This is a genomic window from Rhodobacter sp. SGA-6-6, from assembly GCF_011043545.1.
In the GTDB taxonomy this organism is placed as follows: Bacteria; Pseudomonadota; Alphaproteobacteria; order Rhodobacterales; family Rhodobacteraceae; genus Pseudogemmobacter.
Genome location: NZ_JAAKGP010000007.1, coordinates 231,951 through 254,457, shown reverse-complemented (window position 1 = coordinate 254,457; position 22,507 = coordinate 231,951). Strand labels below are relative to the sequence as shown.

General features: G+C 70.8%; 21 protein-coding genes. 16 read left to right on the top strand and 5 right to left on the bottom strand.

The genetic code is table 11. The annotated features are described in order from the left end of the window. Window positions 1-86 precede the first annotated feature (86 nt). The 8 genes from G5B31_RS14775 to G5B31_RS14740 all read left to right on the top strand — a co-directional run bounded on the left by G5B31_RS14775 (window position 87) and on the right by G5B31_RS14740 (window position 6,185). Window positions 87-365 carry a helix-turn-helix domain-containing protein gene (locus G5B31_RS14775; RefSeq protein ID WP_165018953.1) on the top strand — a complete coding sequence of 93 codons (279 nt, stop codon included), beginning with the start codon at window positions 87-89 and terminating at the stop codon, window positions 363-365. A 125-nt stretch (window positions 366-490) separates the two neighbouring features. Then, on the top strand, window positions 491-1,018 hold the full coding sequence (locus G5B31_RS14770) for a hypothetical protein (RefSeq protein ID WP_165018952.1): 528 nt from the start codon (window positions 491-493) through the stop codon (window positions 1,016-1,018). A gap of 382 nt (window positions 1,019-1,400) precedes the next feature. Continuing rightward, window positions 1,401-2,216: a cyclase family protein gene (locus G5B31_RS14765; protein WP_165018951.1), complete on the top strand. Its 816-nt coding sequence runs from the start codon at window positions 1,401-1,403 to the stop codon at window positions 2,214-2,216. Then, window positions 2,216-2,611 (top strand): carboxymuconolactone decarboxylase family protein, encoded by a 396-nt coding sequence (locus tag G5B31_RS14760; protein ID WP_165018950.1) that lies wholly within the window; start codon window positions 2,216-2,218, stop codon window positions 2,609-2,611. The genes G5B31_RS14765 and G5B31_RS14760 overlap by 1 nt, the downstream gene beginning before the upstream one ends. Next, window positions 2,608-2,931, top strand: a complete 324-nt coding sequence (locus G5B31_RS14755; protein ID WP_165018949.1) for an antifreeze protein — start codon at window positions 2,608-2,610, stop codon at window positions 2,929-2,931. Before G5B31_RS14760 ends, G5B31_RS14755 begins: the two co-directional genes overlap by 4 nt. Window positions 2,932-2,987: 56 nt before the next feature. Next, window positions 2,988-3,782, top strand: coding sequence for a class I SAM-dependent methyltransferase (locus G5B31_RS21090; RefSeq protein ID WP_205911951.1), 795 nt, complete (start codon window positions 2,988-2,990; stop codon window positions 3,780-3,782). Then, on the top strand, window positions 3,779-5,437 hold the full coding sequence (locus G5B31_RS14745) for a glycosyltransferase family 4 protein (RefSeq protein WP_165018948.1): 1,659 nt from the start codon (window positions 3,779-3,781) through the stop codon (window positions 5,435-5,437). The genes G5B31_RS21090 and G5B31_RS14745 overlap by 4 nt, the downstream gene beginning before the upstream one ends. A 4-nt stretch (window positions 5,438-5,441) precedes the next feature. Then, entirely contained in the window at window positions 5,442-6,185 is a 744-nt protein-coding gene (locus G5B31_RS14740; RefSeq protein ID WP_165018947.1) for an SDR family oxidoreductase, read from the top strand. Between the two features lie 259 nt (window positions 6,186-6,444). Here the strand turns inward: G5B31_RS14740 and G5B31_RS14735 are convergent, their stop codons facing one another. Then, a complete protein-coding gene (locus tag G5B31_RS14735) occupies window positions 6,445-6,813 on the bottom strand; it encodes a helix-turn-helix transcriptional regulator (protein WP_165018946.1) in 369 nt (122 codons plus the stop codon). A 127-nt stretch (window positions 6,814-6,940) separates the two neighbouring features. Here G5B31_RS14735 and G5B31_RS14730 point away from each other — a divergent pair, with 127 nt between their 5' ends. The 3 genes from G5B31_RS14730 (at window position 6,941) to G5B31_RS14720 (ending at window position 8,931) form a co-directional block, all read left to right on the top strand. Beyond that, a complete protein-coding gene (locus tag G5B31_RS14730) occupies window positions 6,941-7,861 on the top strand; it encodes a CehA/McbA family metallohydrolase (protein WP_165018971.1) in 921 nt (306 codons plus the stop codon). 97 nt (window positions 7,862-7,958) lie between these two features. Next, window positions 7,959-8,510 (top strand): DUF5671 domain-containing protein, encoded by a 552-nt coding sequence (locus G5B31_RS14725; protein WP_240904425.1) that lies wholly within the window; start codon window positions 7,959-7,961, stop codon window positions 8,508-8,510. Then, entirely contained in the window at window positions 8,500-8,931 is a 432-nt protein-coding gene (locus tag G5B31_RS14720) for a hypothetical protein (protein WP_165018945.1), read from the top strand. The genes G5B31_RS14725 and G5B31_RS14720 overlap by 11 nt, the downstream gene beginning before the upstream one ends. Window positions 8,932-8,947: 16 nt before the next feature. On the opposite strand, the gene hutU is transcribed toward G5B31_RS14720, so the two are convergent. From hutU to hutI, 3 genes are all read right to left on the bottom strand, one after another. Beyond that, entirely contained in the window at window positions 8,948-10,633 is a 1,686-nt protein-coding gene (gene hutU, locus G5B31_RS14715; protein WP_165018944.1) for a urocanate hydratase, read from the bottom strand. A gap of 64 nt (window positions 10,634-10,697) precedes the next feature. After that, window positions 10,698-12,239 (bottom strand): histidine ammonia-lyase, encoded by a 1,542-nt coding sequence (gene hutH / locus G5B31_RS14710; RefSeq protein ID WP_240904424.1) that lies wholly within the window; start codon window positions 12,237-12,239, stop codon window positions 10,698-10,700. Further along, the gene (gene hutI / locus G5B31_RS14705) at window positions 12,232-13,410 is read right to left on the bottom strand and encodes an imidazolonepropionase (protein WP_205911949.1); all 1,179 of its coding nucleotides are present in this window, start codon (window positions 13,408-13,410) and stop codon (window positions 12,232-12,234) included. The genes hutH and hutI overlap by 8 nt, the downstream gene beginning before the upstream one ends. Before the next feature lie 69 nt (window positions 13,411-13,479). On the opposite strand from hutI, the gene G5B31_RS14700 reads away from it, so the two are divergent. Next, entirely contained in the window at window positions 13,480-14,832 is a 1,353-nt protein-coding gene (locus G5B31_RS14700) for a formimidoylglutamate deiminase (RefSeq protein ID WP_165018941.1), read from the top strand. After that, complete coding sequence (locus tag G5B31_RS14695; protein ID WP_165018940.1) at window positions 14,829-15,512, top strand: GntR family transcriptional regulator; 684 nt, start codon at window positions 14,829-14,831, stop codon at window positions 15,510-15,512. The genes G5B31_RS14700 and G5B31_RS14695 overlap by 4 nt, the downstream gene beginning before the upstream one ends. Window positions 15,513-15,553: 41 nt before the next feature. On the opposite strand, the gene G5B31_RS14690 is transcribed toward G5B31_RS14695, so the two are convergent. Beyond that, window positions 15,554-16,420, bottom strand: coding sequence for a LysR family transcriptional regulator (locus G5B31_RS14690; RefSeq protein ID WP_165018939.1), 867 nt, complete (start codon window positions 16,418-16,420; stop codon window positions 15,554-15,556). Window positions 16,421-16,589: 169 nt separating this feature from the next. On the opposite strand from G5B31_RS14690, the gene G5B31_RS14685 reads away from it, so the two are divergent. The 3 genes from G5B31_RS14685 (at window position 16,590) to G5B31_RS14675 (ending at window position 22,507) form a co-directional block, all read left to right on the top strand. Further along, a complete protein-coding gene (locus tag G5B31_RS14685) occupies window positions 16,590-19,028 on the top strand; it encodes an FAD-dependent oxidoreductase (RefSeq protein ID WP_165018938.1) in 2,439 nt (812 codons plus the stop codon). Window positions 19,029-19,101: 73 nt separating this feature from the next. Beyond that, complete coding sequence (locus tag G5B31_RS14680) at window positions 19,102-21,549, top strand: FAD-dependent oxidoreductase (RefSeq protein WP_165018937.1); 2,448 nt, start codon at window positions 19,102-19,104, stop codon at window positions 21,547-21,549. A gap of 61 nt (window positions 21,550-21,610) precedes the next feature. Next, window positions 21,611-22,507 (top strand): oxaloacetate decarboxylase, encoded by an 897-nt coding sequence (locus G5B31_RS14675; RefSeq protein WP_165018936.1) that lies wholly within the window; start codon window positions 21,611-21,613, stop codon window positions 22,505-22,507.

The following is a 22,507-nucleotide window of genomic DNA, read 5'->3' as shown; positions in this document are numbered from 1 at the left end:
CTTGCTGGGCGGGAAGCTGTTCACCGGCGTTTTCGTCTGGCGGGGCGATCAGCCCCGCTTCATCTCGGTGAGAAGGAGCAACACAGGTGAAGAAAGAGCATATCGTTCTTCCGGCTGATCCGGACGACCCCGAGGATTTCGACGTGACTGCCGAAGCGCTGGACCGGGGCCAGCGCGCCCGGCTGATCCGCAGGACGCGCACCGGGCTCGGGCTGTCGCAGGCCGAGTTCGCGGCGCGCTTCCGTGTCCCGGTGGGCACCCTGCGCGATTGGGAACAGGCCCGGGCGACCGCACCGGATTTTGCCATCGCCTATGTGCGCGTCATCGCCGCGCATCCCGAGATGGTGGCGCGCGCCGTCGCCTGATCGCGGCCCGCGCGTCATTCCGCCAAGCCGCTTTCCCCTCCTTGCGCATTCCTGAGTTATTTGATAGGGAATGCCGCGATCGAGCCAGCCGCCAGATCCACCCCTTCGGCGGAGAGGCCCGACCCATGTCCCATTCCCACGACCACGCCCCCTCGGACGATGCGATGCCGCTGGCCCTCTTGGGGCTGGACGGTTTCGAGACCGGCCTGCTGGCGGTGCTGCGGCATTTCCTGACCGCCTTTACCCGGCCGGAGACGCAGTCCTGGCAGACCGCCTTCGCCATCGCCAGCGAACGCTGGGGCGAGACCACGGGCCCGCAGGTCGCCGCCGGGGGGCTGGCGCTCTTGCAGGTGCTGCGCCGGTCGCGGCGGCGGGCGTTCAACTATGCCAACCCGATGTGCACCGGCTGCCGCGAGCAGGTGACCGGCGACGAAGCGCAGCTGATGCGGATGCTGCAGGCGATGCGCCGCGACCGCACCGACCTGGCCCGGCCCGAGGTGCTGGCGCTGACCGAGGGCACGATGGACCCGGCGCTGATCCGCACCGCCCTGTCCTTCGCCGCCCGCCATCCGGCGGAGGACGCCGATTTCGCCCCGCTGCCGGCCGACCGCCCGGCGTTGCGCAGCCGCGGGCATCTGCGGCTGGTGCATTAGGAGTGGCGGGGTGAACCCCGCCCTACGATCCCCGGTTTCCTTGGCGAAGGCCATCGCCTTCGCCATAGCGCAACGGTCCCCCTTGTTCCGGCCGGGTGCCCAAAGCACCCGGCCAGCGCCCGCCCGCCCCTCGGCGGGCGCTTCTCGCCCGCCCGGGCCGGCGCTGGCCTCTCGGGGTCTTGGGCTGCCATCGTTTCCGGGTGAACCGTCGCGCACGGGCGGGGCGAGGCAATGCCTCGCCTTCTCCCGCCCGGCCCGGCGGGAGAATGCCTTTCTCCCCCCGAGCCCCGCAAACCGCCCAACCCTTTCCTTGACGGAACGCCGGGCAGGTGGAACGCTGGCCCGGTGCGCGTCCCTCGCGCCGCCAACAGGGAGAAGGCCCATGTGCAACGCCTGTGTGATCGAAAGCGTCAAGTCCAACATGCTGTCGCGCCGCGCGCTTTTTGCCGGCGCCGCCACCACCACGGCCGCCGCCGTCGCCTCGGGCCTTGCCACCGCCCGGCCGGCGCTGGCGCAGTCCGCGGGCAAGGTGGTCGACCTGACCCATGCCTGGGACGGCAGCTTCCCCACCTTCGACGGCAATCCCGGCATAATCTACGAGCCCTCGGTGAAGTTCGAGGAGTCGGGCTATCAGCTGTGGAAGCTGACGATCTACGAACATTCCGGCACCCATATCGACGCGCCGCTGCATTTCAGCGCCGATGGCGCCTCGGTCGCCGACCTGGCGCCGGAGCGGCTGGTCTGCCCGATCTGCGTGCTCGACCTGACCGCCAAGGCCGCCGAGGACGCCAATGCGATGGTGGAGCCGGAGGACATCGAGGCCTGGGTCTCGGCCAATGGCGAGATCCCGGCCGGCGCCTGCGTGGCGATGCACGCCGGCTGGGCCGCCAGGGTGGCCAGCCCGGAGTTCCGCACCGCCGCGGACGGCAGTTTCGCCTTCCCCGGCTTCTCGAAGGCCGCGACCGACATGCTGGCGGGGCTGGACGTGGCCTGCATCGGGGTGGACAGCCTGTCGCTGGACCCCGGCAATTCGGCGGATTTCGCCGTCCACAACAGCTGGCTGCCCGGCGGGCGCTTCGGCATCGAATGTCTGGCCAACCTCGACCAGCTGCCGGCGAAGGGCGCCACCGTCTTCATCGGCGCGCCCAAGCACAAGGGCGGCACCGGCGGGCCGGCCCGCGTGCTGGCGGTGGTCTGATGGCGACCGTTCCGCTGCTGACCGACGAACAGGCGGGGGCCGAAGCCCTCGCCACCTTCGACGACATCCGCGCAAAGCGGCAGACCGATCATGTCAACAACTTCTGGCGCGCGCTGGCGCACGACCCGGCGCAGCTGAAGGCGGTGTGGGAGCGGCTCCAGGCGGTGATGGCCCCCGGCGCGCTGGACCCGCTGGTGAAGGAGATGATCTATGTCGCGGTCTCGGTGGCGAACGGCTGTTCCTACTGCATCCATTCCCACACCGCCGCCGCCCGCGCCAAGGGGATGACGCCCGCGATGCAGGCCGAGCTGCTGGCGGTGATCGCCATGGCGGCGCAGACCAACGCGCTGGCCACCGCGCTGCAGGTGCCGGTGGACGACAGGTTCCTGGCATGAGGCCGCCGTTCTCTCCCGGCTCGCCGGCCGAGATATACCGGCTCTGGCTCGGCACCGGGCTGATGCTGGCCGAGGCGCAGATGGTGATCGGCATGAGGATGCTGGGGATGTTCGGCCTCTGGCGGGTGGCGCCGGGCGAGAACCGCCGCATGGTCGCCGAGAAGCTGGCCGCCGCGGCCGAGGCGGGGCTGGCGGCCTCGCGCGCCGCCGCGGCGGGCAAGTCGCCGGCGCGGATCGGCGCTCAGGCGCTGAAGCCGGTCCGCCGCCGCACCGGCGCCAATCTCCGCCGGCTGTCCCGCCGCGGGCCGGGCAAGGGGTGAGGCCACCCTTTACGGCCCCGCCGCAACCCCCTAACCATGGGGGAAAAGGCAGGGACATGGCAATCTCACCGCTGACCGAAGCCGCGACCGCCGGGCTGCGCCGCCTGCTGGAGGGCGAGTCTTCGCCCGAAAGGCTGAACAGCGCGCTGCGCCAGCTGGCGAAATGGCGCTCGGCGATGCTGGCCAACACGCTGGCCCGGCGGGGCGATACCGTGCTGGCCGGGCCCTTCGCCGGCATGGCCTATCCCGTCCGCGCCGCCGAGGGGGCGAGGGTGCCGCGGCTGCTGGGCGCCTACGAGGCCAGCCTGGAGCCGGTGATCGAGACCATCGCCGCCCGGCCCTATGAAGCGGTGATCGACATCGGCTGCGCCGAGGGCTACTACGCCGTCGGCCTGGCCCGGCGGATGCCGCAGGCGCGGGTGCTGGCCCGCGACATCTCGGACCGCGCGCAGGCCCTGTGCCGCAAGCTGGCCGAGGCGAACGGGGTGCAGGACCGGGTGGAGGTCGGCGGGCTCTGGACCCATGCCGATTTCGCGCTCTGCGCCGCCGCCCGCTGCATGGTGCTGTGCGACATCGAGGGGGCCGAGGACGAATTGCTGGACCCCGGGGCCGCCCCCGGGCTGGCCCGCGCCGACATCCTGGTCGAGGTGCACGAGGGGATGCGGCCCGGCCTGCTGGCCCGCCTGACCGACCGCTTCGCCCCGACCCATGCCGTCACCCGGCTCGACCGCAGCCTGCGGCCCGACCGGCTGCCCGCCTGGGCCGAGCGGCTGTCCGACCTCGACCGGCTGCTGATGCTGTGGGAATGGCGCAGCGGGCCGACGCCCTGGCTGTGGATGGAGGCGCGATGACCTCCACGAATGCCGCGATCTGGTATGCGCCCGACGGCTACGACCCCAAGGCCAAGGGCATCAACGGCCGCCGCGTCGCCGGCGAGAGCTTCCTGCGCGGCTTCTTCGCCCATGCGCGGGTCGAGGAGTTCCTCTGCCTGACCCACGGCCCCGCCGACGAGGAGCATTTCCGCGCCTTCGCCGCGCGCGAGGGGGTGGCGAAGCCGATCCGCGGCGTCAGGCTGGAAAGCCCCGCCGCCATCGCCCCGGTGGAGGTGGTCAGCTACCCCAGCCCGAACTTCGCCGCCGAATGCTGGCGCCGCGCGCCTTTCGGGGCGGCGGCCTTCGCACTGTGCGGGATCACCCATACCACGGCGACCAAGGCGGTGATGCAGGGGATGTTCGACCTGCGCGCCGCGCCGCAGATGCCCTGGGACGCGGTGATCTGCACCTCGCGCGCGGTGCGGCACTCGCTGGCCGCGCAGATGGAGCTGACCGACGGCTTCCTCGCCGCCCGCTTCGGCGGCAAGGCCCCGCCGCGGCCGCTGATGCCGGTGATCCCGCTGGGCATCGCCTGCGCCGATTTCGCCCCCGACGCCGCCGCCGGGCAGGCGTTGCGCCAGCGGCTGGGAATCGGCCCCGGGGATGTGGCCTGCGCCATCATCGCGCGCCTCACCCCGCACGAGAAATTCGACCCGCTGCCGCTTTACCTCGCGCTGGCCCGGGCGCAGGCGGAGGCGGGGAAGCGCTTCCACCTGCTGCTCTGCGGCCAGTTCCGCGACGATTATTCCCGCAGGGTCTTCACCGAAGGCGCCCGCGGCATGATGCCCGGGGTCGGCTTCCACCTGCTGGACGGCGCCGATGCCGCCGCCCGCAAGGCCACGCTGTCGGGCGCCGACATCTTCCTGTTCCCGATCGACAACGTGCAGGAGACCTTCGGCCTTGCCCCGATCGAGGCGATGGCGGCCGGCCTGCCGCTGATCGTCTCGGACTGGGACGGGATGAAGGACACGGTGACGGAAGACGTGGGCCTTCGGGTGGAGACCGAATGGCCGCGCGGCGACCTGACCGCCTATCTGGGCCAGCGCCATTCCGGCGGCACCGATTCCTATGTGCAATACGTCAGCCAGCTGTCGGCGCTGACCCGGGTCTCGGTGCCCGGGCTGACGGCGGCGCTGGTTGCGCTCGGCTCCAACCCCGATCTGCGGCTGCGGATGGGGCGGGCGGGGCAGGCGCGGGCGCGGTCGCTTTACGACTGGGCGGCGGTGATCCCGCAGATGCAGGCGCTCTGGGCCGAGCAGGCGGCGATGCTGGCGCAGGCCCGCGCCTCCGGCCCGCCACCGCCGCTTCATGCCGCGCAGCTGCCGCCGGCACCGGCGCCCGGCATCTATTTCCGCGCCTGGCCCACCATGCAGGGCGCGCCCGCCGACCGCCGCTTCCGCGCCCGTCCGCGCGGCGACCGGCCCGGCCTGGCCGAAACCCTGGACCTGCGCGACTACGAGGGCATCCACCGCCTGTTCGAGACCCGTCCCCGCACCGAGGCGGTGCTGGCCGCTCTGGACGCCGCCGGAGCGGAAGGGGACACCGCGGCCGGGCTGGCCGCCGCCTCCGGCCTGCCCGAACGGGCGGTGGCGCGGGTGCTCTACTGGCTGATGAAATACGACTTCGCGGAGTAGACCGATGCCCCAGACCCAACGCACGATCCTGATCACCGGCGCCGGCGCCGGCATCGGCCGCGCCACCGCGCGGCTGTTCATCGCCCGCGGCTGGCGGGTGGCGCTTCTGGGCCGCAACGACGCCGCGCTGGTCGAGACCGCGGAAAGCGACGAGGCGATGATCCTGCCCGCCGACGTGGGCGACGCGGCGGCGGTGGAGGCCGCCTTCGCCAAGGTCGAGGAGCGCTGGGGCCGGCTGGACGTGCTGTTCAACAACGCCGGCATCTCGCTGCCCGCGGCCCCCATCGACGAAATCCCGGTGGAGGACTGGCTGCAGCTTTGCCGGACCAACATCACCGGCATGTTCCTCTGCGCCCGCGCCGCCTTCGGCCTGATGCGGCGGCAGGACCCGCGCGGCGGGCGGATCGTCAACAACGGCTCGATCAGCGCCCATGTGCCGCGGCCGGGCTCGGCGCCCTATACCATGTCGAAACATGCGGTGACGGGGCTGACCCGGACGCTGGCGCTGGACGGGCGGCGCTTCGACATCGCCTGCGGCCAGATCGACATCGGCAATGCGCTGACCGGCATGGTCGAGGCCTTCCCCCGCGGCGTGCCGCAGGCCGACGGCTCGGTCCGGGCCGAGCCGGTGATGGACGTGGACCATGTGGCGCAGGCGGTGCTGCACATGGCCGAACTGCCCGGCGACGTGAACATCCCCTTCATGACGCTGATGGCCCGGGACATGCCCTATATCGGGCGGGGGTAGGGCGCGCCCTGATCCGAGGGTCTGTCTGGCGAAGGCGCGCGCCTTCGCCACGGAGCAACGGTTCAACCATCCCGGCCGGGCCTCCAAAGGCCCGGCCAGCGCCCGCCCCGCCCTCGGCGGGCGCTTCTCGCCCGCCGGGTCGGGCGCTGGCCTCCCGGGGGTATGTGCCGCACCGTCTCCGGGTGATACGTCGCGCACGGGCGGGGGCGAGGCAGTGCCTCGCCTGTTCCCGCCCGCGGAAGGCGGGGAACGGCGGGGTTCACCCCGCCGTTCCGACCTCCGCGTCCCCCGGCTTGCAGAACATGTCGTAGACCAGGCTGATCGTCCGCAGCACCTTGGGGTCCTGGATCGAGTAATAGATCGCCTTGCCCTCGCGCCGGGTCGCCACCAGCCCCTCCAGCCGCAGCCGCGCCAGCTGCTGGCTGACCGCCGCCTGCCGCGAGGCCAGGCGCTGTTCCAGCTCGGTCACCGTCTTCTCGCCGCCGGACAGATGGCACAGGATCATCAGCCGGCCCTCATGGCTCAGCGCCTTCAGGAAGGCGGCGGCGGCGGTGGCCTGGGCGATCATCTCGCCGGCGGGCAGGCCGCAGGCCTCGTCCTCGGCGGTGGGGGTGTCGGGTCCGGTCATGCACAGCTCTGAATATCTGCGTCCGTCCGACCATAGCACGCGGCCGCGGGCTTGGCGAGGGAGCCCCCTTGCCCTCCGCCCCGCGCCCGGGCAATCCTGCGCCCGCCAAGGGAAAGGTCCGCGCATGATCCGCCATTCCGCCTTCGCCGCCCCCGGCCGCTTCTGGCGCGGCAACCTGCACACCCATTCGACCCGCTCCGACGGGGTGCTGGCGCCGGAAGAGGTCTGCCGCCGCTACCGGGCCGAGGGCTATGATTTCATGGCGCTGACCGACCATTTCGTCGGCGTCTACGGCTACCCCATCGTCGACACCCTGCCGTTCCGCGCCGAGGGCTTCACCACGATCCTCGGGGCCGAGCTGCATTCCGGCGCCATGGCGAACGGCGAGCTGTGGCATATCCTCGCCGTCGGCCTGCCGGCGGATTTCGCCGCCTCGGACAGCCCCGACTTCCGGCCGAAGCCGGGGCAGGAGAGCGGGGCCGAGATCGCCGCCCGCGCGGTGGCGGCCGGGGCCTTCGTCGCCGTGGCCCATCCGCAATGGTCCGGCCTGACCCTGGCCGATGCCCGCAGCATCGAGGCCGCCCATGCGGTGGAGATCTACAACCACGGCTGCGCCATGGGCTGCGACCGGCCCGACGGCGCCGCCATCGCCGACCTGCTGCTGACCGAGGGCCGCCGCCTGACCCTGATCGCCACCGACGACGCCCATTTCTCCGAGCCCGACCATTTCGGCGGCTGGGTGATGGTGAAATCGACCGAAAACAGCCCCGAGGCGCTGCTGGAGGCGCTGAAACGCGGCGATTTCTATTCCTCGCAGGGGCCGGAACTGCGGGATGTGCGAATCGAGGGTGACAAGGTGGTGGTGGAATGCTCCGCCGCGGTCTCGGTGGTCGCCCTCGGCCACGGCACGGCGGCGAAGGGGGTGCACGGCCATTCGATGACCCGGGCCGAGGTGCCGCTGGCCCGGCTGAACAACTCGCCCTGGGTCCGCGTCGCGGTGATCGACGCGGCCGGCAGGCGGGCCTGGAGCAATCCGATCTGGCTGTAATCCGGCAGGGGAGAAAGCTTTGAAATAGAACGAACAGCTGGCCGATTTCGTCGGCAAGGCGCTGGCCGCGGGCGAAAGCCGCGACGCCATCGCCGAGATGTTGCGGTCTGCCGGCTGGCAGGCCGGCGACATCCGCCGCGCGCTTGGGGCCTGGGGCGACCCGGCCTTCGGCTTGGCGGTGCCGCGCCCGGCAGCGCATGTCTCGGCCCGCGACGCCTTCACCTATGGGCTGATGTTCACCGCGCTGGCGATGCTGGTCTGGCACATCGACGCGCTCGGCTTCGACCTGATCGACCGGGCCTGGGGGGCCGAGGACTACAGCTACGACTGGCGCAGCCGCTCGATCCGCTGGTCGGTCGCGGTGCTGGTGGTGGTGGCGCCCGCCTTCCTCTGGCTGAACCGGGCCGAGGCCGCGCGGCTGGCGGCCGATCCCGCCCGGTCGCGCTCGGCCATCCGCAAGTGGTTCGCCTTCGTGACGCTGTATCTGGCCGCGCTCGGCATGGTGGGGGACATGATCGCCACGGTCTACGCCTTCCTGAATGGCGACCTGACGGCGCAGTTCCTGGCCAAGGCGGCGCTGGTGCTGCTGACCGCCGGGCTGGTGTTCCTGTATTACCGCGCTGACCTGAGGCAGGGCGATGAGCCCTGACCGCTTCGCCCTTGCCGCGCTGGCCGGGCTGGCGGCGGTGCTGGTCGTGGTCGGGCTGGCGGTGGTCGGCGGGCCGGAGGAGGCGCGGCGGCAGCGGCGCGACGAGGCGCTGCTGGCCTCGCTCACCCGGGTGGCGCGCTGTGTCGAGCGGCTGGACCGCGCCAGTTATGACGGCCTTCCGTCCGAACTGGCGGCCGACGCCGCCTGCATGTCCGGCAGCGATGCCGCCCCGCTCCGGTTCCGGCGGGAGGAAGGCAACGGCTTCGCCCTCTGCGCGGCCTTCGAGCGGCCGGAGGCGCTTTCGGCCCGGCGCTACGGCAGGGAGTTCGATCCCGCCAGCGGCTGCGTCGAAGGCCGCTGGAACGGCCCCGCCGAAGCGGAGCCTATGGACCAGTTCGAGGTCGTTCCCCTGAACGATTGAGCCCTCTCGGGGACCTTCAGTTGCCGAGAATCCCCGGCAGCCGCAGCCCGTGCTCGCGCGCGCAGTCGAGCGCGGTCTCGTAGCCCGCATCGGCATGGCGCCAGACGCCCGAGGCCGGGTCGTTCCATAGCACCCGCTCCAGCCGCTTCGCCGCCTCGGGGGTGCCGTCGGCCAGGATCACCACCCCGGCGTGCTGCGAGAACCCCATGCCGACGCCGCCGCCGTGGTGCAGGCTGACCCAGGTCGCGCCCGAGGCGGTGTTGACCAGCGCGTTCAGCAGCGGCCAGTCCGACACCGCGTCCGAGCCGTCCCGCATCGCCTCGGTCTCGCGGTTGGGGCTGGCGACCGAGCCGGAGTCCAGATGGTCCCGCCCGATCACGATCGGGGCCTTCAACTCGCCGGAGGCCACCATCTCGTTGAACATCAGGCCGGCGCGGTGGCGGTCGCCGAGGCCGATCCAGCAGATGCGGGCGGGCAGGCCCTGGAAGGCGATCCTTTCGGCCGCCATGTCGAGCCAGCGATGGAGGTGGGCGTTCTCGGGGAAGAGCCGCTTCATCGCCGCGTCGGTCTTGCGGATGTCCTCCGGGTCGCCCGACAGCGCGCACCAGCGGAACGGGCCGATGCCCTTGCAGAACAGCGGCCGGATATAGGCCGGCACGAACCCGGGGAAGGCAAAGGCATTGCCGAAGCCCTCGTCCTTCGCCACCTGGCGGATGTTGTTGCCGTAGTCCAGCGTCGGCACGCCGGCGTCCCAGAAGCCGACCATCGCCTCGACATGGGTGCGCATCGAGGCCCTTGCGGCCGCCTCCACCGCCTTCGGGTCGCTCTCCTGCCTCGCGCGCCAGTCGGCCACGCTCCACCCCGCCGGGCAGTAGCCGTGCAGCGGATCATGGGCCGAGGTCTGGTCGGTCACGATGTCGGGGCGCGGCCCGCCGGCCCGCATCCGCGCCAGCAGTTCGGGGAAGACCTCGGCCGCGTTGCCAAGCAGGCCGACCGACTTCGCCTCGCCCTTCGCCGTCCACTCCGCGATCAGCGCCAAAGCCTCGTCCAGCGTCTTCGCCTTCTCGTCGAGGTAGCGGGTGCGCAGGCGGAAGTCGATCCGGGTCTCGTCCACCTCCACCGCAAGGCAGCAGGCGCCGGCCATCACCGCCGCCAGCGGCTGCGCCCCGCCCATGCCGCCAAGGCCGCCGGTGAGAATCCATTTTCCCTTGAGATCGCCGCCGTAATGCTGGCGCCCGGCCTCGGCGAAGGTCTCGTAGGTGCCCTGCACGATGCCCTGGGTGCCGATGTAGATCCAGGACCCGGCGGTCATCTGGCCATACATCATCAGGCCCTTGCGGTCCAACTCGTTGAAATGCTGCCAGGTTGCCCAATGCGGGACAAGGTTGGAGTTGGCGATCAGCACCCGCGGCGCATCCGTATGCGTCCGCACCACCGCGACGGGCTTGCCCGACTGCACCACCAGCGTCTCGTCGGGTTCAAGGTCCTTCAGTGTGGCGACGATGCGGTCGAAATCCTCCCAGGTCCGCGCCGCGCGGCCGATGCCGCCGTAGACCACCAGTTCATGCGGGTTCTCGGCCACGTCGGGATGCAGGTTGTTCATCAGCATCCGCATCGCGGCCTCTCCGGCCCAGGTCTTGGCGGTCTTCTCCGGGCCGGTCGGCGGGTAGACATCGCGCAGGTTGTGGCGGGGGTTCGTCATGACGGGCTCCTGTGCTGGCGGAGGCCGCCGGGGGTTTCACACCCCCGGACCCCCGTGGAGTATTTCAACCAAGATGAAGGAAGGGCAGGGCGATGCCCGTGGCCCGGGACAGGGCGCTGTCGGCCACAAGGGCGGCGGCGCGGGTCAGGTCGGGGGCGAGGTAGCGGTCGTCCCCGAGGGCCGGGATGTCCCGGCGCAGCGCGGTCAGGGCGGCCTGCAGCGGGGCGGAGGTCTTCAGCGGTGCGCGGAATTCGACGCCTTGCGCAGCGCAGAGCGCCTCGACGCCGAGGATGACATGCAGGTTCTTCGCCATCCGCCGCAGCCGCCGCGCGCCATGGGCGGCCATGCTGACATGGTCCTCCTGATTGGCCGACGTCGGGGTCGAGTCGATCACCGTCGGATGGGCCAGGTGCTTGTTCTCGCTCATCAAGGCGGCCGTGGTGACCTCGGCGATCATCAGGCCGGAGTTCAGCCCGGGTTTCGGGGTCAGGAAGGCCGGCAGGTCGAAGGAGAGCGTCGGGTCCACCATCAGCGCCACCCGCCGCTGCGCGATGGCGCCGATCTCGGCCATCGCCATGGCGATCATGTCGGCGGCGAAACCCACCGGCTCGGCATGGAAATTGCCGCCCGAGACGATCTGGCCGTCCGACAGCACCAGCGGGTTGTCGGTGGCGGCATTTGCCTCCACCTCCAGCGTGCGGGCGGCCATGCGCAGCACATCCATCGCCGCGCCGGTGACCTGCGGCTGGCAGCGGATGCAATAGGGGTCCTGCACGCGGGTGTCGCCCTCGCGGTGGCTCTCGCGGATTTCCGACCCGGCCAGCAGGGCGCGCATGGTCGCCGCCGCCTCGATCTGGCCGGGATGGCCGCGGAGCGCGTGGATCTGCGGCTCCAGCGGCGCGGTGGAGCCCATGATGGCGTCGGTGGAGAGGGCCGAGATCGTCAGCGCCTCGCGGGCGGCGTCCCAGGCGGCGAAGAGGCCGGAAAGGGCGTAGGCGGTGGAGAACTGGGTGCCGTTGATCAGCGCCAGCCCTTCCTTGGGGCCGAGAGTGAGGGGGGTAAGCCCCTTGCGCCGCAGCGCCTCGGCGGCGGGCAGGATCTCGCCGTCCAGCAGGGCCTGACCATGGCCGATCATCGCTGCGGTCATGTGGGCCAAGGGCGCCAGGTCGCCGGAGGCGCCGACCGAGCCCTGGTCGGGCACGACGGGCGTGATGTCCTGGGCCAGCATCGCCTCCAGCATGTCGATCACGGCGGGGCGGACGCCGGATGCGCCGCGGCCGAGCGAGAGAAGCTTCAGCGCCATCATCAGCCGGGTCACTTCGCGCGGCATCGGCTCGCCGACGCCGCAGCAATGCGACAGGATCAGGTTTTCCTGAAGCTTCGCGGTGTCTTGCGGGGCGATCTTCATACTGGCCAGCTTGCCGAAGCCGGTGTTCACCCCATAGACCGGGGTGCTGCCCGCCGCGGCGGCGGCGATATGGGCTTGCGCCGCTGCGATGCCGGGGCGGGCGCCGTCGTCCAGCCGCGCCGCGCAGCCCTCGCGCAGGATGCGGCGGAGTTGGGCCAGCGGCGTGGCGCCGGGGATCAGGGTCAGGGTCTCAGGCAAGGCGGCCTCCGAAGATGCGGGCATGGGGCTTGGCCCAGCCGATGCGGTAGCTGAGGTCGGCGGGGTGATCGGTGTCCCAGACCACCAGATCGGCCAGCCGCCCCGGAGCGATGGAGCCGCGGTCGGTCAAGCCGAGCGCGCGGGCGGCATGGGCGGTGGTGCCGAGCAGCGCCTCCTCCGGCGTCATGCGAAAGAGGGTGCAGGCCATGTTCATCGCCAGCGGCAGGCTGGCGACGGGCGAGGTGCCGGGGTTCAGGTCGGTAGCGACGGCCATCGGCACTCCGGCCTTGCGGAAGGCTTCGATCGGCGGGGCCTGGGTCTCGCGCAGGGTGTAGAAGGCGCCGGGCAGGATCACCGCAACCGTGCCGGCGGCTGCCATGGCGGCCACGCCATCGGGGCCGATGTATTCCACATGGTCGCAGGACAGCGCCTTGTGGCGGGCGGCGAAGACCGCCCCCTTGAGGTCCGACAGTTGCTCGGCGTGCAGCTTGACGGGCAGGTCGAGGGCGCGGGCCTCGGCGAAGAGCGGCTCCAGTTCCGCGGGCGAGAAGGCGATGCCCTCGCAGAAGGCGTCCACCGCATCGGTCAGCCCTTCGGCGTGGGCGGCGCGGAGGGAGGGGAGGACGACCTCGGCGATATAGGCCTCCGGCCGGCCCTTGTAATCCGGCGGGACGGCATGGGCGGCGAGGTGGGTGGTCACCACCCGGACCGGGCGCAGCGCCGCAACCCGGCGGGCGGCGCGGAGCATCTTCATCTCGGCCTCCACCGTCAGCCCGTAGCCGGACTTGATCTCGATGGTGGTCGCGCCCCCGGCGATCATCGCGTCGATCCGGGGCAGGGATTGCGCGATCAGGTCGTCCTCCGACGCTTCGCGCACCGCCCGCACGGTGGAGAGGATGCCGCCGCCGGCCCGGGCGATCTCTTCGTAGGAGGCGCCGGTCAGCCGGGCCTCGAATTCGCCCGCGCGGGAGCCGGCATAGACGGCGTGGGAATGGCAGTCCACCAGCCCCGGCGTCACCAGCCGGCCGCCGCAATCGACGACCTCGGCGCCGGGGACGGAGACCTCGCCCATGGCGGCGATGCGGTCGCCCTCGATCAGGACGGAACCATGGGTCAGGCCGTAGCCGCCGTCCATCGTGGCGATCCGGGCATTGGTCAGGAGTAGGGTCATGCCGCTTGCCTTGCCGGTGAGTCTGCGGTTAATATGTCTATACATAATCGCCCCGTCAAGGATGAAGCCATGCTCCTGCACGCCGCCTCCGCCCTCTTGCCCGACGGCTGGGCCAGGGATGTCCTGATCCGGGTCGAAGGGGGGCGGATCGCCGAGGTCATGCCGGGCGCGGCGCCGCAGGGGGAGCTTCTGCCGGTGCTGCTGCCGGCGCCGGTCAACCTGCATTCGCATACGTTCCAGCGGGCGATGGCGGGGATGACGGAATATCGCAGCGCCGGGCAGGACAGCTTCTGGACCTGGCGGCGGCTGATGTATCGCTTCCTCGACCATCTGACGCCGGATGAAGTGCAGGCCATCGCCGCGCTGGCGATGGTGGAGATGGCCGAGGCCGGCTATGCGGCGGTGGCCGAGTTCCATTACCTGCACCACGGCCCGGGCGGGGTGGCTTACGGCAACCGGGCCGAGATGGCGCTGCGGATCGTCGCGGCGGCGGAAGAGGTCGGGCTGGGGCTGACGCTCTTGCCGGTGGCCTATATGCAGGGCGGCTGCGACGGGCGGGCGCTGGCGGGTCCACAGGTGAGATTCGGAAACGATCTGAATGGGTTTCAGGCCATTCTTGAGAGATCGCATGAAGCCGTGAAGGCGCTGGCGCCGGATGCCGTCCTCGGCCTCGCGCCGCATTCCCTTCGCGCCGTGCCGCGCGAGGTGCTGGCGGAACTGCCCGGGCTGACCCAAGGGCCGATCCATATCCACATCGCCGAACAGGTGGCGGAGGTGGAGGAGGTCCGGGCCGCCTTCGCGGCGCGTCCGGTGGAATGGGCCTGCGCCAACCTGCCGCTGTCGCCGCGCTGGTGCATGATCCACGCCACCCAGATGACCCCGACCGAGACCGCCGCGCTGGCCGCCACCGGGGCTGTGGCGGGGCTTTGCCCGGAGACCGAGGCCAACCTCGGCGACGGCATCTTCGACGGCGCCGGATGGACGGCTGCGGGCGGGGCATTCGGCTTCGGCACCGACAGCAACATCCGCATCTCGCTGGCGGGCGAGGCGCGGATGCTGGAATATTCGCAGCGCCTCGGCCTGAAGGCGCGGGCGGTGCTGGCGACCGAAGCCGCCTCGACCGGGCGGCGGATGCTGGAGGGGGCGGCGCAGGGCGGTGCGCAGGCGGCGGGGCGGGAGGCCGGGGCGATCCGGCCCGGGGCCTGGGCCGACCTGATGGCGCTGGACACCGATGTGCTGGCACTGGAGGGGCGGCAGGGCGACGAGTTGCTCGACGCCTGGATCTTCGCGGCACCCGAGACGCCGGTGCGCGACCTGTGGTCGGCCGGGCGGCGGCTGGTGCAGGGCGGCCGCCACCGGGCCCGCGACCGGGTGGAGGCGCGGTTCCGCAGCGTTATGCAGGGGCTGAGGGCACGGCTGTGAGCCTGGGCTGGGAGGACCTTCGCGAGACCATCGGCGCCCGCATTCGCGCCCGCGAGTGGCCCCCCGGCGCGCTGATCCCGGCCGAGGCGCAGCTGGCGGCCGATTACGGCGTGGCGCGGGCGACGGTGAACCGGGCGCTGCAATCGCTGGCCGAGGACGGGGTGATCGAGCGGCGCAAGCGCGCCGGCACGCGGGTCGCCGAACTGCCCGCCCGCCGCGCCCGGCTGGAGATCCCGGTGATCCGGCTGGAGGTGGAGGGCCGCGGTGCCGCCTATGGCTTCCGCGTCACCCATGATGCCGAGGAGCCCTTGCCCGCAGAGATCGCGCAGCGGATGCGGCTGGCGGAGGGCGCCCCGCTGCGCCACCTGACCACGCTGCACCTGGCCGATGGCGCCCCCCATGCCCATGAGGACCGCTGGCTGAACATGGCCGCCCTGCCGCAGGCGGCGGATTTCGCCGGGCTTTCGGTCAACGAATGGCTGGTGGCGCATGTGCCGTTCCAGGGCGGCGACCTCGCCTTCCTTGCCGCTCCGGCGGGGGCGGCGGAGGCGGCGGCGCTGGAGGTCGCGCCCGGCGCGGCGCTCCTGGTGACGGAGCGGGTGACCTTCGGGCCGGAGGGGGGGATCACCCATGTCCTGCTCTGGCACCGGCCGGGGCATCGGGTGGAAACCACGCTCTGACGGCGTGGCTGGGAACGATTTTTCGGCGAAAAATCGGGCCTTTATTCCCCGTCGCCGTCCTTGCCCGCCAGCCGCCGGAACACCACCCGGCGCAGTCGGCGGTGCAGGGGGGCGATGCGGTGGCGGATGTGCAGCGCGGCATAGACCGGCTGGCGCAGCACCGGCGCATCGGCGACCCGGCTCGCACGGCCCGCCGCCACCAGCTCGTCCGCCGTCTTCTCCAGCACATAGCCGGAGCCCCCCATCGCCATCAGCAGCGACACCACCGACCCCGACTGCCCGACCGAGACCGGCGCGGCGGCAAGCTCCGGGGTGACCTGGCGGTGCATCTCCTCGAAGGCGGGGGAGAAATGGCCGAAGACGAAGCGGTCGGCCGTCACCTCGGCCAGGGTCGCGGCATGGGTCGAGACCATGTGGTAGCCGACCTCGCCCACGCTTTCGAAATGCAGGTCGGGGTGGGGCTTCGGGCTGAACATCACCGCGAAGTCGAGGATGCCGGTCAAGAGGTCGGCGCACATCTGGTTGGAATAGTCCGGCTCGATGTAGAAGGTGGTGTCGGGCACGGCGCGGCGGAAGCCCGCCACCCAGCCGCCGAGGTAGAGCGCGGCAAGGTCGTTCTGGATCCCCAGCCGCACCAGATGCGCGGTGGTCTGCGGCAGCTGGATGCGCCGCTTGGCCTCGTTCCATTCGTGGCGCAGCGCGCGGGCATGGGTCTCGAACCGCCGGCCCTCGGGCGTCAGGTCGGTGCCGGCGCGGGAGCGGTCGAAGAGCCGGCTGCCGACCGCTTCTTCCAGCGCCGCCACCCGGGCCGAGACGGTGGACTGTGTGATCCCCAGCCGTTCCGCCGTGCGGTGGAAGCTGCGGGTCTCGGCCAGGTCGAGGAAGGTGTCGAGGAGTTCGATCTGCATGTCTGGGCGTTCCGCTGGTGGAGGCCCCCGGGGCGCTGCCCCGGACCCCGGGATATTTGTGGACAGATGAAAGCTGCTGATCGTTACTGTCGATCAATAGCGGCCTGTTCGGCGAATTGAAAGGGGGCGCGCGGAGGCGGATACTGCGGGCGGAACGGGAGGAGCGGTCATGGCGGAATTCGCAAGCGCGCGGGTGGCGATCATCGGGGGCGGCGCGGTCGGCGTATCGGCGCTTTACCATCTGGCCAAGGCCGGCTGGACCGATTGCATCCTGCTGGAGAAGAACGAGCTGACCGCCGGGTCGACCTGGCACGCGGCGGGGAACGTGCCGACCTTCTCTTCCAGCTGGTCGATCATGAACATGCAGCGCTATTCGGCCGAGCTTTACCGCGGCCTGGGCGCCGCGGTCGACTATCCGATGAACTACCATGTCACCGGCTCGGTCCGGCTGGGGCACTCGCGCGAGCGGTTGCAGGAGTTCCGGCGGGTGGTCGGGATGGGGCGCTATCAGGGGATGGATCTGCAGATCCTGTCGCCGGAGGAGATCGGCTCGAAATATCCGTTCCTTGAAACGCACGACCTGACCGGGGCGCTTTACGACCCCTATGACGGCGACATCGACCCGGCGCAGCTGACCCAGGCTTTGGCGGCCGGGGCGCGGAAGATGGGCGCGCGGATCGAGCGGTTCTGCCCGGTGGAGGGCGTGTCGCGGGTGGGCGGCGAGTGGGTCTTGCAGACGCCGAAGGGCGAGGTGCGGGCCGAGATCGTGGTCAATGCCGCCGGCTATTACGCCCGCGAGGTCGGAAAGATGTTCGGCCGCGACCTGCCGATGATGGTGATGAGCCATCAATACATGCTGTTCGACACCATCCCGGAGCTGGAGGCCTGGAGCAGGGAGGTCGGCCACAAGCTGCCGCTTCTGCGCGACGTGGACAGCTCCTATTACCTGCGGCAGGAGAAGAACGGCTTCAACCTCGGCCCCTACGAGGGCAATTGCCGCGCCCATTGGGTCAGCCCTGACGATCCTTTCCCGCAGGACTTCAGCTTCCAGCTGTTCCCCGACGATCTGGAGCGGCTGGAGTGGCACATCAACGACGCCATGGCGCGGGTGCCGCTCTTGGCGAAGGCGGGGCTTTCTAAGGTGATCAACGGCCCGATCCCCTATACGCCGGACGGCAACCCGCTGCTCGGCCCGATGCCCGGGGTGCCGAACGCCTTCGAGGCCTGCGTCTTCACCTTCGGCATCTGCCAGGCCGGCGGGGCCGGCAAGGTGCTGGCGGAATGGGTGACCGAGGGCGCGACCGAATGGGACATGTGGTCCTGCGACCCGCGCCGCTTCACCGGCTTCGAGGACCCGGACTATTGCGTGAAGAAGGGGATGGAGGTCTACGGCCACGAATACGCCATCCATTTCCCGCATCACGTCTGGCCCGAGGGGCGGATGAAGAAGCTGTCCGCCGTGCATGACCGCACCGCGGCCCTGGGGGCGCAGTTCGGGCCCTACAACGGCTGGGAGCGGGCGCTGTGGTATGCGGCGCCGGGGGATGATGTGTCGGAAGAGGCGCAGCGGACCTGGGATCGCGAGGGGCCGTGGTTCCGCGCGGTGAAGGCGGAATGCCAGGCGGTGCGGGATGCGGCCGGCATCCTCGACCTGCCGGGGTTCTCGCGCTTCCGGCTGACCGGGGCGGGTGCGGCGGACTGGCTGGGCCGCCAGATCACCGGCAAGCTGCCCGCGGTGGGGCGGCTGGGGCTGGCCTATTTCGCCGACGACAAGGGCCGGATCGTCACCGAGATGTCGGTGGCGCGGCTCGGGGACGATGAGCTGATGCTGATCACCGCCGCCACGGCGCAGCTGCATGACGGCGACTGGCTGCGGAAGCACCTGGAGCCGGGGCTCACGCTGGTGGACGAGACCGAGGAGTGGTCGACGCAGATCCTGACCGGGCCGAAAGCCCGCGAGATTCTGGCGGCCTGTTCGGACGCCGATCTGGCCAAGGGCTGGCTGACCCATCAGACCGCCCGGATCGCCGGGGCGGAGGTGCTGCTGATGCGGGTCTCCTTCGCCGGGGAACTCGGCTGGGAAATCCATTCCCGCCCGGCGGATACCGCCCGGGTCTGGGATGCGGTGATGGCCGCCGGTGCGCCGCTGGGGTTGAAGCCCTTCGGCATGTTCGCGCTGAACAGCTTGCGGGTGGAGAAGGGCTATCGCGCCTGGAAGGGCGATCTGTCCACCGATTACACCGTGTTGCAGGGCGGGCTGGAGCGGTTTGTCGACTGGTCGAAGCCCGATTTCCGCGGGAAATCGGCGCTGGCGGCGGAGAAGCAGCGCGGGGTCGCCAAGCGCTTCTGCACCCTGGTGATCGAGGCGGGCGAGCAGGACCCGCCCTACATGTCCACCATCTGGCATCAGGGCAAGGTCGTGGGCGAGGTGACGAGCGGTTACTGGGGCCACCGGGTCGGGGCCTGCATCGGCCTGGGGATGCTGCGGGCCGATCTGAACGTGGCCGGGCAGGCGGTGGAGGTGGAGATCTTCGGCAGCCGCTATCCGGCGGTGGTGCAGGAGGATGCGCCGCTGTGGGACCCGAAGAACGAACGTATCCGCGCGTGACTGCGGGCGGAGCCGGGGGTTTCACACCCCCGGACCCCCGTGGGATATTTATGGACAGATGAAAGACAGGGCGATGGTGGATATTCCGAAGCAGGCGCGGGCGGTGGTGATCGGGGGCGGTGTCTCCGGCTGCTCGGTGGCCTATCATCTGGCCAAGGCCGGCTGGACGGATGTGGTGCTGCTGGAAAGGAAGCGCCTGACCTCGGGCACCACCTGGCACGCGGCGGGGCTGATCGGGCAGCTGCGCGGGTCGGCCAACATGACCCGGTTGGCGAAATACTCCGCCGACCTCTACGTCCGGCTGGAGGCCGAGACCGGGGTGGCGACCGGGATGCGGCAGGTCGGTTCGATCTCGGTCGCGCTGACCCGCGAGCGGCATGAGGAACTGCTGCGGCAGGCCACGGTGGCGCGGATCTTCGATGTCGAGGTCCACGAGATTTCTCCCTCGGAGGCCAAGGCGAAATATCCTCACCTGAACATCGACGGCGTGGTCGGCGCAGTCGCCCTGCCGCTGGACGGGCAATGCGACCCGGCCAATATCGCCATGGCCCTGGCCAAGGGCGCGCGGATGAAGGGCGCGAAGATCGTCGAGGGGGCGCTGGTGACAAAAGTCACCACCGCCGACGGGCGCACCACCGGAGTGGACTACATCCTGAACGGCGAGCCGGGGCATATCGCCGCCGATGTGGTGGTGAACTGCGGCGGCATGTGGGGCCGCGACCTGGCGGCGCAGAACGGCGTCACCCTGCCTTTGCACGCCTGCGAGCATTTCTATCTGGTGACCGAGCCGGTGGCCGGGATCGCCCCGGACCTGCCGGTGCTGCGGGTGCCGGACGAATGCGCCTACTACAAGCAGGACGCCGGCAAGATGATGCTGGGCGCCTTCGAGCCCAAGGCCAAGCCCTGGGGCATGGACGGCATCCGCAAGGATTTCGAGTTCGACACATTGCCCGAGGACTGGGACCACTTCATGCCCATCCTGGAGATGGCGACCAACCGGATGCCCCTGTTCGAGACTGCCGGCATCCACACCTTCTTCAACGGCCCGGAAAGCTTCACCCCCGACGACCGCTACTACCTGGGCGAGGCGCCGGAGGTGAAGGGTTACTGGACTGCCGCCGGCTACAACTCCATCGGCATCGTGTCTTCGGGCGGGGCGGGCCAGGCGCTGGCGCATTGGATCACCGAAGGCGAGCCGCCCTTCGACCTCTGGGAGGTCGACATCCGCCGGGCGCAGCCGTTCCAGAAGAACCGCCGCTACCTGAAGGAGCGGGTGTCGGAAACGCTGGGCCTGCTCTATGCCGACCATTTCCCCTATCGCCAGGTGGAGACCGCCCGCGGGGTGCGGCGGTCGCCGATCCACGACCATCTGGCCGCCCGCGGCGCGGTCTTCGGCGAGGTGGCGGGCTGGGAGCGCGCCAACTGGTTCGCCGACGAGGGCCAAGAGCGCGAATACCGCTATTCGTGGAAGCGGCAGAACTGGTTCGAGAACCAGAAGGCCGAGCATCTGGCGGTGCGGGGCGGCGTCGGGCTGTTCGACATGACCTCTTTCGGAAAGATCCGGGTGGAGGGGCGCGACGCGATGGCCTTCCTGAACCGGGTTTGCTCGGCGCAGATGGACGTGGCGCCGGGGCGGATCGTCTACACCATGTTCCTGAACCGCAACGGCGGCATCGAGGCCGACCTGACGGTGACGCGGCTGTCGGAAACCGCCTATCTGCTGGTGGTGCCGGGGGCGACCTTGCAACGCAACCTCGCCTGGCTGCGGGCGCATCTGGGGGACGATTTCGCGGTGATCACCGATGTGACCGCCGGGGAGTCGGTCCTCTGCGTGATGGGGCCGAAGGCGCGGGACCTGCTGTCCTCGGTCTCGCCCGACGACTTCTCGAACGCCGCGCATCCCTTCGGCACGGCACGGGAAATCGAGATCGGCATGGGGTTGGCGCGGGCGCATCGGGTGACCTATGTCGGCGAACTGGGGTGGGAGCTTTACGTCTCGGCCGACCAGACCGCCCATGTCTTCGAGGCGCTGATGGAGGCGGGCGGGGACCATGGGCTGAAGCTGTGCGGGCTGCACGCGCTGGATTCCTGCCGGATCGAGAAGGCCTATCGCCACTGGGGCCACGACATCACCGACGAGGACCATGTGCTGGAGGCGGGCCTCGGCTTCACCGTCTCGCGCAAGAAGGCCGATTTCACCGGCCGCGAGGCGGTGTTGCGGAAGGAAGAGGCGGGGCTGACCCGCCGGATGCTGCAATTCCGGCTGAAGGCCCCCGGGCCGCTGCTGTTCCACAACGAGGCCATCGTGCGCGACGGGCGGATCGTCGGGCCGGTGACCTCGGGCGCCTATGGGCATTTCCTCGGCGGCGCGGTGGGCATGGGCTATGTGCCCTGCGCGGGCGAGAGCGAGGACGAGGTTCTGGCGTCGCGTTACGAGATCGAGGTGGCGGGGGTGCGGCATGAGGCCTTGGCCTCGCTGGCGCCGATGCACGATCCGAAGTCGGAACGGGTGCGCATGTAATCGGCGGCGGACCGGGGGTTTCACACCCCCGGACCCCCGTGGGATATTTGGGGACAGGTGAATGGGAAGAAGTCTCGCTGAACGGCATTCCGAGTTCTTCGACCTGCACCAGGCGGGGTGTTTCGTCATTCCGAACCCGTGGGATTGCGGCTCGGCGCGGATGATGGCGGCGCTCGGGGCGCGGGCTTTGGCCACGTCCTCGGCGGCCCATGCCTTCACCCTGGGGCGGCCGGACATGGGCGGGGTTTCGCGGGACGAGGCGCTGGCCCATGCGGCGGACCTGCTGGGGGCGACGGCGCTGCCGGTCTCGGGCGATTTCGAGAACGGCTTCGGCGATGCGCCGGAGGTGGTGGCCGAGACGGTGCGGCTGTCGGCCGAGGTCGGGCTGTCGGGGATTTCGGTCGAGGATACGCGGATGGAAGCGGGCCATCCGGCCTATGACTTCGATCTGGCGGTGGAGCGGGTCCGGGCCGGCGCGGCGGCGGTGCGCGCCTTGGGCCGGCCCTTCGTCTTCTGCGCCCGGGCCGACGGGGTGATGAACGGGGCTTACGATCTCGCCGAGGGGATCCGGCGGTTGTGGGCCTTCGAGGCGGCGGGGGCGGACCTTTTGTATCTGCCGGTGCCGCCGGGCAAGGCGGAGCTGGCGCAGGTGCTGGCGGCGGTGACGAAGCCGGTCAATGCGCTGGCCGCCGGGCCGTTGAAGGCGCTGAGCGTGGCGGAGCTGGCAGCGATGGGGGTGCGGCGCATCTCCACCGGCAGCCAGATCGCCCGGGTGGCCCATGCGGCGATCCGCGATGCGGTGGCGGGGATGCTGGGGCAGGGGTCCTTTGCCGGCATCGCCGGGGCGGCCTCGGGCGAGGAGATCGACGCGCTTCTGAAGCGCGGTGAGGATGACAGCGCGGGCCGGGGGCCAGCCCCCGGACCCCCGGAGTATTTGTGCCAAGATGAAGGGGCATGA

Coding starts and splice junctions, on each gene's coding strand:
- G5B31_RS14675 (WP_165018936.1), top strand. CDS start 21,611: ATGGGAAGAAGTCTCGCTGAACGGCATTCCGAGTTCTTCGACCTGCAC.
- G5B31_RS14700 (WP_165018941.1), top strand. CDS start 13,480: ATGCTCCTGCACGCCGCCTCCGCCCTCTTGCCCGACGGCTGGGCCAGG.
- hutU (WP_165018944.1), bottom strand. CDS start 10,633: ATGACGAACCCCCGCCACAACCTGCGCGATGTCTACCCGCCGACCGGC.
- G5B31_RS14740 (WP_165018947.1), top strand. CDS start 5,442: ATGCCCCAGACCCAACGCACGATCCTGATCACCGGCGCCGGCGCCGGC.
- G5B31_RS14755 (WP_165018949.1), top strand. CDS start 2,608: ATGAGGCCGCCGTTCTCTCCCGGCTCGCCGGCCGAGATATACCGGCTC.
- G5B31_RS14685 (WP_165018938.1), top strand. CDS start 16,590: ATGGCGGAATTCGCAAGCGCGCGGGTGGCGATCATCGGGGGCGGCGCG.
- G5B31_RS14770 (WP_165018952.1), top strand. CDS start 491: ATGTCCCATTCCCACGACCACGCCCCCTCGGACGATGCGATGCCGCTG.
- hutI (WP_205911949.1), bottom strand. CDS start 13,410: ATGACCCTACTCCTGACCAATGCCCGGATCGCCACGATGGACGGCGGC.
- G5B31_RS14725 (WP_240904425.1), top strand. CDS start 7,959: ATGTTGCGGTCTGCCGGCTGGCAGGCCGGCGACATCCGCCGCGCGCTT.
- G5B31_RS14745 (WP_165018948.1), top strand. CDS start 3,779: ATGACCTCCACGAATGCCGCGATCTGGTATGCGCCCGACGGCTACGAC.
- G5B31_RS14680 (WP_165018937.1), top strand. CDS start 19,102: ATGGTGGATATTCCGAAGCAGGCGCGGGCGGTGGTGATCGGGGGCGGT.
- G5B31_RS14735 (WP_165018946.1), bottom strand. CDS start 6,813: ATGACCGGACCCGACACCCCCACCGCCGAGGACGAGGCCTGCGGCCTG.
- G5B31_RS14690 (WP_165018939.1), bottom strand. CDS start 16,420: ATGCAGATCGAACTCCTCGACACCTTCCTCGACCTGGCCGAGACCCGC.
- G5B31_RS14765 (WP_165018951.1), top strand. CDS start 1,401: ATGTGCAACGCCTGTGTGATCGAAAGCGTCAAGTCCAACATGCTGTCG.
- G5B31_RS21090 (WP_205911951.1), top strand. CDS start 2,988: ATGGCAATCTCACCGCTGACCGAAGCCGCGACCGCCGGGCTGCGCCGC.
- G5B31_RS14720 (WP_165018945.1), top strand. CDS start 8,500: ATGAGCCCTGACCGCTTCGCCCTTGCCGCGCTGGCCGGGCTGGCGGCG.
- G5B31_RS14760 (WP_165018950.1), top strand. CDS start 2,216: ATGGCGACCGTTCCGCTGCTGACCGACGAACAGGCGGGGGCCGAAGCC.